The organism is Mycobacterium sp. NGS45 (assembly GCF_059812645.1).
Window position 1 is genome coordinate 20514 of the sequence record NZ_JCALDB010000033.1, and the last position, 8810, is coordinate 29323.

At 67.3% G+C, this 8810-nt stretch carries 9 protein-coding genes and 1 pseudogene; 3 read left to right on the forward strand and 7 right to left on the reverse strand.

Annotation, left to right across the window (positions count from 1 at the left end; translation table 11 throughout):
* The first annotated feature begins 8 nt into the window (after positions 1 to 8).
* From AC5Y3P_RS21310 to AC5Y3P_RS21320, 3 genes are all read left to right on the forward strand, one after another.
* Positions 9 to 806, forward strand: a complete 798-nt coding sequence (locus AC5Y3P_RS21310) for an NAD(P)-dependent oxidoreductase (protein ID WP_500047934.1) — start codon at positions 9 to 11, stop codon at positions 804 to 806.
* Between the two features lie 107 nt (positions 807 to 913).
* Positions 914 to 2116 (forward strand): cytochrome P450, encoded by a 1203-nt coding sequence (locus AC5Y3P_RS21315; protein WP_500047935.1) that lies wholly within the window; start codon positions 914 to 916, stop codon positions 2114 to 2116.
* 3 nt (positions 2117 to 2119) lie between these two features.
* Positions 2120 to 2320: a ferredoxin gene (locus tag AC5Y3P_RS21320; RefSeq protein WP_500047936.1), complete on the forward strand. Its 201-nt coding sequence runs from the start codon at positions 2120 to 2122 to the stop codon at positions 2318 to 2320.
* Between the two features lie 64 nt (positions 2321 to 2384).
* Here the strand turns inward: AC5Y3P_RS21320 and AC5Y3P_RS21325 are convergent, their stop codons facing one another.
* The 7 genes and pseudogenes from AC5Y3P_RS21325 to AC5Y3P_RS21355 all read right to left on the reverse strand — a co-directional run.
* Positions 2385 to 2888: a hypothetical protein gene (locus AC5Y3P_RS21325; protein ID WP_500047937.1), complete on the reverse strand. Its 504-nt coding sequence runs from the start codon at positions 2886 to 2888 to the stop codon at positions 2385 to 2387.
* The gene (locus tag AC5Y3P_RS21330; RefSeq protein WP_500047938.1) at positions 2885 to 3490 is read right to left on the reverse strand and encodes a TetR/AcrR family transcriptional regulator; all 606 of its coding nucleotides are present in this window, start codon (positions 3488 to 3490) and stop codon (positions 2885 to 2887) included. Before AC5Y3P_RS21330 ends, AC5Y3P_RS21325 begins: the two co-directional genes overlap by 4 nt.
* A 302-nt stretch (positions 3491 to 3792) precedes the next feature.
* Positions 3793 to 4941: an acyl-CoA dehydrogenase family protein gene (locus AC5Y3P_RS21335; RefSeq protein ID WP_500047939.1), complete on the reverse strand. Its 1149-nt coding sequence runs from the start codon at positions 4939 to 4941 to the stop codon at positions 3793 to 3795.
* Positions 4942 to 4966: 25 nt separating this feature from the next.
* Positions 4967 to 6109, reverse strand: coding sequence for a thiolase family protein (locus AC5Y3P_RS21340; RefSeq protein WP_500047940.1), 1143 nt, complete (start codon positions 6107 to 6109; stop codon positions 4967 to 4969).
* Positions 6106 to 7362, reverse strand: coding sequence for a CaiB/BaiF CoA transferase family protein (locus AC5Y3P_RS21345; RefSeq protein WP_500047941.1), 1257 nt, complete (start codon positions 7360 to 7362; stop codon positions 6106 to 6108). The genes AC5Y3P_RS21340 and AC5Y3P_RS21345 overlap by 4 nt, the downstream gene beginning before the upstream one ends.
* Positions 7363 to 7367: 5 nt before the next feature.
* A complete protein-coding gene (locus AC5Y3P_RS21350) occupies positions 7368 to 8546 on the reverse strand; it encodes an acyl-CoA dehydrogenase family protein (protein ID WP_500047942.1) in 1179 nt (392 codons plus the stop codon).
* An 89-nt stretch (positions 8547 to 8635) separates the two neighbouring features.
* Positions 8636 to 8810: pseudogene (locus AC5Y3P_RS21355) on the reverse strand (amidohydrolase family protein); the annotation flags it as partial.

Here is an 8810-nt window from a genome sequence, read left to right on the forward strand (position 1 = left end):
GCCCGGCCATGAAGGTGGGTTTCATCGGCGCCGGCCGGATGGGTGCGCCCATGGTGCGCCGGCTGACCGCAGCCGGTCACCAGGTCACGGCGTTGGGGCGCACCGAGGAGAAACGCGCGGCGGTGGCCGAACTCGGCGCCGAACCGGCCGCCGATGTGCCGGCGACGGTCGGCGGCGCCGAGGTGGTGGTGCTGTGCGTGTTCACCGACGATCAGGTCAGCCAACTGTGTCTGCAGGGTGATCTGCTGTCCGCGATGCCGCGCGGTGCGGTGCTGGTGCTGCACACCACCGGCAGCCCGAACACCGCCGTCGCGGTCGCCGCACACGCCGCGAAGCACGGCGTCGAGGTGCTCGACGCGCCGGTGAGCGGTGGACCGCACGACATCGCCGCCGGGCAGGTGACGTTGTTCGTCGGCGGCCCGGCCACCGCGGTGCAGACCGCGCGCCCGGTTCTGGACAGCTATGGCGAACCCGTGTTGCACGTGGGATCGATCGGCGCCGGCCAGAAGGTCAAGCTGATCAACAACACGCTGTTCGCCGCGCAGATCGGGTTGCTGTCCGAAGCGGCTGTGCTGGCCGAGCGGCTCGGTGTCGAGGAATCGGCGTTGCTGTCGGCGTTGCCGCACGGCAGCGGCGCGAGCGCGGCACTGGGCAACGTCGCGCGTGCCGGGTCCGCCGCCAAGTTCAAGTCCGCAGTCGCCGAGTTCATCGGCAAGGACGTCGCGGTGATCCGGCAAACCCTGGCCGACCTGGGCGCCGACCTCGGCAAACTCGACGGCGTGGTGAACGCGGCTCTACTTAAGTAGAGAATTTCGGCGGATCTGGACCGTTCGTCTGGAAAACCTGTTAGCGTTACACTTCCAGAAGACTTCGTAACTTTCCGCCTACAGCCCCAGACGCGGAGGATGTACCGATGACCAAGCCGCAGGTCGTGTTCGATCCCTTTTCCGAGGAGTACTTCAACGACCCGTACGACATCTACCTGCGCATGCAGGACGATGCGCCGGTCTACTACAACTCCGAGATGGACTTCTACGCGCTGACCCGGCATGCCGACGTCGCCGCGGCGCTCAAGGACCACGAGACGTTCTCGTCGTCCAAGGGCTGCGACCTGGCGATGGTGCGCTCCGAGGAGGGGCCGCAGAAGTCGATCATCTTCATGGATCCGCCCGAGCACCGGGTGTTCCGCAGCCTGGTGAACAAGGCGTTCACCCCGCGCGCCATCCAGGACCAGCGCGCCACCATCGAGGAGCAGGTCGACCGCTTCCTGTCCCGGGTCGATCCGGATGGCTTCGACGTGGTCGGCGATTTCTCCGCGCCGTTCCCGGTCGAGGTGATCACCCGGATGGCCGGCGTACCCGAGGATTACCGCCAGATGGTGCGGCACTGGATCGACACCGCACTGTCCCGCGAGCCGGGCAACATCGGCTACACCGAGGTCGGCATGCAGGCCAACATCGAGTCCGGCATGTACTACTACAAATTGGCCCAGGAGCGCCGCGCCGACCCGCAGGACGACATGATCAGCCGACTGATCGCCGCCGAGGTACCCGACGACAAGGGCGGCACCCGCAAGCTCGACGACATCGAGATCGCCGGCTTCACCTCGCTGCTGGGCGGGGCGGGCGCCGAAACCGTGACCAAGCTGGTGGGCAACGCGATCGTGACGTTCGCGCGCAATCCCGAGCAGTGGCAGAAGCTGCTCGACGACCGCAGCAAGATCCCGGCCGCCGTCGAGGAGATGCTGCGCTTCGACGGGCCGGTGCACTACAACGTGCGGTTCACGCTCAAGGATGCGCACCTGCACGGCACCACCATCCCGGCTGGCAGCCCGGTGTTCCTGATGAAGGCCGCCGCCAACCGAGATCCCCGCGCGTTCACCGAGGCCGGTACCTTCGACATCGACCGCGACCGCACCGAGGCGCAGAACCTGGGCTTCGGCTACGGCATCCACAGCTGTCTGGGTGCGGCGCTGGCCCGGCTGGAGACCATCATCGCGGTGGAACGCCTGCTGGACTTCATGCCGCGCTACGAAGTGCAGTGGGACGGTCTGGAGAAGGTCCATATGCAGAATGTCGGTGGCTACCACCATGTTCCGGTTAGGGTGCTGCGCTGAATCATGGCCAAGAAGATCAAGGTCGATTTCGAAATCTGTGAGGCCAACGGCGTCTGCATGGGCATCATCCCCGAGGTGTTCGAGCTCGACGACGATGATTACCTGCACGTCCTGCAGGAAGACGTCACCCCGGAGAACGAGGAGTTGGTCCGCGAGGCCGTGCGGCAATGCCCGCGTCAGGCCATCGAGATCGTCGAGGAATAGCCCGCTCGCCGGCGACCCACGCTCACATCGGGTGGCTCCGAGAAGCTCTGAACCCCAGCGTATTTCAGCTGGCCGGCACCAGGTCGGCGGCGCCGACCGGACAACCGGCCGGACCGCTGCAGAACAGCTCGGTGCGGTCGATGGCCTCGGCGGCGTCCACGGCTGCCAGCGCCTGCGCCTTGAAGGCCCGCGCCGCCACCGACAACCGGTGCTCGACGGACTCGGCGCCACGGTCGAGGTCCGAAGGCCAGCTCTCGCCGAGGAAGGTCACCTCGGTCTGGCCGCTCTCCAGCGCCTGGCGCACACCGGCGCGGATCCGCTCGTCACTGTCGTAGAGGACGGTGGCCACGGCCAAGGCGTGCGGGTGCTCCTGGTCGGCACCGGCCCGCAGCGCGGACTCCAGGTCGGCCCCGTCGGCGCCGAGGATCTGCAGCGCACGGTCGTCGTGACCGTCGCTGACCAGAACCCGGACGTCCCATCCCGCCATCACCCGGTCGAACATCCAGCCGCCGGCCGCGCGGACGGCCTCCACCACGCTGGGGGCGACGATGTCGAGCCGGTACCTCACGATGTGCCGTCCGGGGCGAACTCCTGCGCCAGTGATGTCGCGTACGCCTGAAGTGCTTCCTGCAGCGGGAGTGACGGATCGAGCAACCATGAGATTTCCATTCCTTTGACGAGGGAAACAATTTGGACGGCCTTGAGGGCCGGGTCGATGTCCTCGCGGTATTTGCCGGCGCGCTGACCGCGCGCGATCAGCTCGGTGACGATCCGGATCGCGGCCTGCTGGCGGGCCAGCAGCCGGTCGTGCAGCGGTGCATCCGGCATCAGGTTCTCCACCAGCAGCACCGAGTAGGTGCCCACCAGCTCGGGGGCTCGCGAGACGCGTTCACCGGTGCGGGCGATCTGCTCGAACAGGTCGCCGGCCCGGTCGGTGTGTGCGTCGTCGTCGGCGTCGCGGGCATCCACCACGGCGTGCAGCAGCTGTTCCTTGGATTCGAAGTGGTGCAGCAGCCCGGCGGCGCTGACACCGGCCTCCTTGGCGATCTGGCTCAACGTGGTGTTGCGCCACCCACTGCGAGTCACCAACCGCTGCGCGACCTCGAGGATGCGCTGTTTGCGGTCCTCACCCTTGGCAAGCAACGTGGCATAAGGCCTGGCAGACGTCACGGAAGCGGCAATCCTTCGGTCGAACGAACCTACTTAATGAACGTACAGTAGGTTAGTTATGCCGCTGTGGCAAGTGTCACTTTTCGGCCCTGGGTGTGCCCGGTCACCTCTCTGCAGCGACGTGTGACGGGAGCCCTTTTTGCGACTGCCTCAACGTGGCCGCAGACATTCGCTCGCCCGTTTCCGTCCCGCTTATAAGACTCAATAAGCGGGACGGAAACGGGCGAGCGAACAGAACTGGGCAAGCGGCAGGGGCTGGAAACGGGTGAGCGGGAGCCCACGAAGGGCTGCCCAGCGTCGGCCTACAGGCCGAGGGATTTGGCGATGATCACCTTCATCACCTCGGAGGTGCCGGCGTAGATGCGCGCCACCCGGGCATCGGTGTACAGCCGGGCGATCGGGTATTCCATCATGTAGCCGTAGCCGCCGAACAGCTGCAGGCAACGGTCGATCACCCGAGCCTGCACCTCGGTGCAGAACAGCTTCACCCGGGCGGCGTCGGCGCCGGCCAGCTCGCCGGCCACGTGCTCGGTGATCGCCTGATCGAGCATCGCCTGGGCCGCCTCGACCTCGGTGGAGCACGATGCCAGCTCGAACTTGGTGTTCTGGAACGACGCCACCGGACTGCCGAACGCCTTGCGGGTCTTGGTGTAGTCGATGGCCGCCGCGATCGCCGACCGGGCCTGGGCGACCGAACCGACCGCAACGGTCAGACGTTCCTGCGCCAGGTTGTGGCCCAGGTAGGAGAACGCCTCGCCCTCCTCCCCCAGCCGGTTGGTGATCGGCACCCGGACGTCGGTGAAGGACAGCTCGGCGGTGTCCTGCACCTTGCAGCCCATCTTCTCCAGCTCGCGGCCGCGTTCGAAGCCGGCCATGCCCGCCTCGACCACCAGCAGGGTCAGCCCCTTACGGCGGTTGTCCGGGTCGGTGGAGGTGCGCGCGACGACGATCACCAGATCGGCCTGGATACCACCGGTGATGAACGTCTTGGCGCCGTTGAGCACGTACTCGTCACCCTCGAGCCGGGCCGTGGTGCGCACGCCGGCCAGATCCGACCCGGTGCCGGGTTCGGTCATCGCGACCGCGGTCAGCAGGGTGCCGTCGGCCAGCCCGGGGAACCAGCGCTTGCGCTGTTCGTCGTTGGCGTAGTGCAGGAAGTACGGCAGGATCACCTCGAGCTGGGTGCGCACGGTCGACAGTGTCACCAGGGCGCGCGCGGCCTCCTCCTGCAGCACCACGTTGTAGCGGTAGTCCGGCTGCCCGCCGCCGCCGTACTCCTCCGGGATCGCCATCCCCATCATCCCGGTGGCGCCGAGCTTGGCGAAGGTCTCCCGTGGCATCCGGCCGGCCTTCTCCCACTGCGGGTAGGCCGGGACGACTTCCTTCTCGATGAAGTCGCGGGCCAGCTCGCGGAAGGCCTCGTGGTCCTCGGTGAACAGGGTGCGGCGCATGGTGATTCCCCTAGCGGATTCGGGTCTAGACGAGCTCGATGATGGTGGCGTTGGCGGTGCCGCCGCCCTCGCACATGGTCTGCAGCCCGTAACGAATTCCGTTGTCGCGCATGTGATGGATCAGTCGCGTCAGCAGAACCGCACCGGATGCGCCGAGCGGATGCCCGAGCGCGATCGCGCCGCCGAGCGGGTTGAGCCGGGCAGCGTCGGCGCCGGTCTCGGCCAGCCAGGCCATCGGCACCGGCGCGAACGCCTCGTTGACCTCGAACGCGCCGATGTCGTCGATGCCCAGACCGGCCCGGTTCAGCACCTTGGCGGTGGCCGGGATCGGTCCGGTCAGCATCAGCACCGGGTCGGCACCGGTGACCGCACCCGCGACGTAGCGCGCCAAGGGCTTCATCCCGAGTTCGGCGGCCTTCTCGGCAGTCATCACCAACAGCGCCGCGGCACCGTCGGAGATCTGCGAGGAGTTCCCGGCGTGGATGACGCCGTCCTCGGCAAAGGCCGGCTTGAGCCCGGCCAGCTTCTCGACGGTGGTACCGCGCCGAATGCCTTCGTCGGCGCTGACCACGCCGGCCTCGGTGGACACCGCGACGATCTGGTCGGCGAACGCGCCGGCGTCCTGTGCGGCGGCAGCCAACTCGTGCGAACGCGCCGAGTACTCATCGACCGCGGTGCGGTCGAAGCCCCACTTGGCGCAGATCATCTCGGCGCCGATGCCCTGGTTGAACACGAAACCGTCATAGCGGGCAAGGGCTTTGGGCCCATAGGGCATTCCGGTGGAGCGCGCCGCGCCCAGCGGCACCCGGCTCATCACCTCGACGCCACCGGCCACCACGACATCCTGCTGGCCCGACATCACCGCTTGCACGGCGAAGTCCAGAGCCTGCTGGCTGGATCCGCACGCCCGGTTGACCGTGGTGCCCGGGATGTGTTCGGGCCAGCCGGCGGCCAGCACCGCGTAGCGGCCGATGTTGGACGACTGGTCGCCGACCTGGCTCACGCAGCCCCACACCACGTCGTCGACGATGTCAGGGTCGAGTCCGGTCCGGGCGGCCAGCTCGTTCAGCACCAGCGCGGACAGGTCGGCCGCATGCTGCTCGGCCAGGCCGCCGTTGCGCTTGCCGACCGGTGTGCGCACCGCTCCGACGATCACGGTTTCCTTCATGGTTTCACTCCGATCGTGTAGGCCGGGCCGATCGCGTTCGCCTCGCGCAGTGCCGCGATGGCCTCGGCGTCGTACCCGAGTTCGGTGAGGATCGCGTCGGTGTGTTCACCGAGGCCGGGCACCGCACCCATGGGTTGTTCGAATCCGGCGATCACCGGCGGCGGCCGTAACGCGTTGATCGGCCCCTTCGAGGTGTCGACGCTGCGCCAGCGGTCCCGGGCCTTGAGGTGCTCGTGCGCGATCACCTCGCTGGGTTTGTTGTACCGCGAGTTACCGATCCCGGCCGCATCGGCGATGCGCTGAATGTCGGCGAGATCATGCTGGGCACACCAGGATCCGATCGCGGCGTTGAGCTCGTCGCGGGCCGCGCAGCGGTCCGGATTGGTGGCGAACCGCGGATCGTCGGCCAGGTCCGGACGCTCGATGATCTCGCGTGCCACGCGTTGCCACTCGCGATCGTTGGTGGTGCCCAGTACGACGGTCTGTCCGTCCCTGGTCGGAAACGCCCCGTACGGTGCGACGGCCGGTGAGCTCATACCCAGCGGTTGCTGGTCGATGCCGGAGTGCTGGGTGTAGGTCAGCTGGTATCCCATGATGTCGGTCATGGTGTCGAACAGACTGACTGCGACGGCCGGCATCGCCTCACCCGCGCCGGCGGCCACGTTGCCGCGGGCCTTGCCCAGCAGCAGCGCCATGATGGACAGCGCCGAGTACAGGCCGGTGGAGATGTCGGCCACCGGCGGGCCGGGTTTGGCCGGCATGTCCGGGTAGCCGGTCACCGCGCAGGCGCCGGATTCGGCCTGGATCAACAGGTCGTAGGCCCGCTTGTGCGAGATCGGCCCGCCCGGTCCGTAACCGTCGATCTCGACGCCGATCACATTCGGGTGCCGGGTGCGTAAATCCTCGGGCCCCAGGCCCATTCGCGCGGTGGCGCCCGGCGCCAGGTTGGACACCAGGGCGTCGGCGCGGTCCAGTAATTGGTGCAGCACCGCCATGCCGTCCGGGGATTTCAGGTCCAGGGTGATGGATTCCTTGCCCCGGTTGGCCCACACGAAGTGCGCGGCCAACCCGCCGGGTCCGTTGACGACGTCGTCGTAGTCGCGGGCGAAGTCCCCACCCTTGGGGTTCTCCACCTTGATCACGCGGGCGCCGAAGTCGGCCAGCACCCGCGAGCACATCGGCGCGGACACCGCCTGTTCCAGTGCGATGACGGTGATTCCGGACAGCGGTCCGGTGCGGTTGTCGACGGTCATCACGCTCAGTAGCTGCGCGGCAGGCCGAGCACGTGCTCACCCAGGAAGTTCAGGATCATCTCCTGGCTGACCGGGGCGATCTTCATCAGCCGCGACTCACGGAAGTAGCGCGAGACGTGGTACTCCTCGGAGTACCCCATGCCGCCGTGCAGTTGCAGCGCGCGATCGGCGGCACCGAAGCCGGCGTCGGCGCACAGGTACTTGGCCGTATTGGCCTCGCGCCCACAGGGTTTGCCGTGGTCGTAGAGCCAGGCGGCCTTGCGCAACACCAGTTCGGCGGCGTCCAGGCGGGCCAGCGAGTCGGCCAGCGGGAACTGCAGACCCTGGTTCATGCCGATCGGCCGGTTGAACACGTGCCGCTCGTTGCCGTATTTGACCGCCTTCTCCAAGGCGACGCGACCGATGCCCAACGCCTCGGCAGCGATCAGCATGCGCTCGGGGTTCAGTCCGTCCAGGATGTATTTGAAGCCCTTGCCTTCTTCACCGACCCGGTGCTCGACCGGCACGATCAGGTCGTCGATGAACACCTCGTTGGAGCTGACCGCGTTGCGACCCATCTTGCGAATCGGCCGGATCTCGACGTGCTCGGGATCGAGGTCGGTGAGGAACAGCGTCATGCCGTCGGTCCGCTTGCCGCCGCGCGCTTCGATCGAGTCCAGCGATTCGGTGCGGGTCAGCAGCAGGATCTTCTCGGATTCCAGCGCCTTGGAGATCCAGACCTTGCGGCCGTTGACCCGGTAGCTGTCGCCCTCCCGCTTGGCGAACGTGGTGATCCGCGAAGTGTCCAGGCCCGCACCGGGTTCGGTCACCCCGAAACAGACGTGCAGGTCACCGTTGACGATCCGGGGCAGGGTGGCGGCCTTGAGTTCGTCGGACCCGTGCTTGACCACCGGTTGCATGCCGAAGATCGACAGGTGGATGGCGCTGGCGCCGTTCATCGCCGCACCCGAGCGGGCGACTTCCTCGAGCAGCAGGGTGGCTTCGGTGATGCCCAGCCCGTGGCCGCCGTACTCCTCGGGGATGGTCATGCCCAGCCAGCCGCCCTTGGCGATGGCGTCGTAGAACTCGCGGGGAAACTCGTGGTTCTGGTCCTTCTCCAACCAGTAGTGGTCGTCGAACTTCGCGCACAGTTCAGCTACCGACTTGCGGATCAGTTCCTGATCCTCGCTGAGGTCGAAGCTCATTCCACCAGACACTGTCTCTCCCTTTGCTTTCCATATCGCGGCACCGGCGCCAGCCCGAGCGGGCCGGCGCCGGTCTCGCGGTTCGACGGCTAGTTGGCGCCGGCGATCTCCTTGGCGCTGACCTGGAAGGCAGCGAAGGAGGCCTCGCCCTTCTCATGCTGGCTCAACGCCCTGATTTCCACGTCGTGGCCTTCCACCGATTTGCGCAGGGCGCCGACGGTGGCCTGGTCTTTGGGGATGTGGGCGAACGGGTCGAAGTGGTAC

What these genes read in the sequence shown, in the direction of transcription:
- AC5Y3P_RS21320 (WP_500047936.1), top strand. Translation starts at nt 2,120, where the DNA reads ATGGCCAAGAAGATCAAGGTCGATTTCGAAATCTGTGAGGCCAACGGC.
- AC5Y3P_RS21310 (WP_500047934.1), top strand. Translation starts at nt 9, where the DNA reads ATGAAGGTGGGTTTCATCGGCGCCGGCCGGATGGGTGCGCCCATGGTG.
- AC5Y3P_RS21345 (WP_500047941.1), bottom strand. Translation starts at nt 7,362, where the DNA reads ATGACCGTCGACAACCGCACCGGACCGCTGTCCGGAATCACCGTCATC.
- AC5Y3P_RS21335 (WP_500047939.1), bottom strand. Translation starts at nt 4,941, where the DNA reads ATGCGCCGCACCCTGTTCACCGAGGACCACGAGGCCTTCCGCGAGCTG.
- AC5Y3P_RS21350 (WP_500047942.1), bottom strand. Translation starts at nt 8,546, where the DNA reads ATGAGCTTCGACCTCAGCGAGGATCAGGAACTGATCCGCAAGTCGGTA.
- AC5Y3P_RS21315 (WP_500047935.1), top strand. Translation starts at nt 914, where the DNA reads ATGACCAAGCCGCAGGTCGTGTTCGATCCCTTTTCCGAGGAGTACTTC.
- AC5Y3P_RS21340 (WP_500047940.1), bottom strand. Translation starts at nt 6,109, where the DNA reads ATGAAGGAAACCGTGATCGTCGGAGCGGTGCGCACACCGGTCGGCAAG.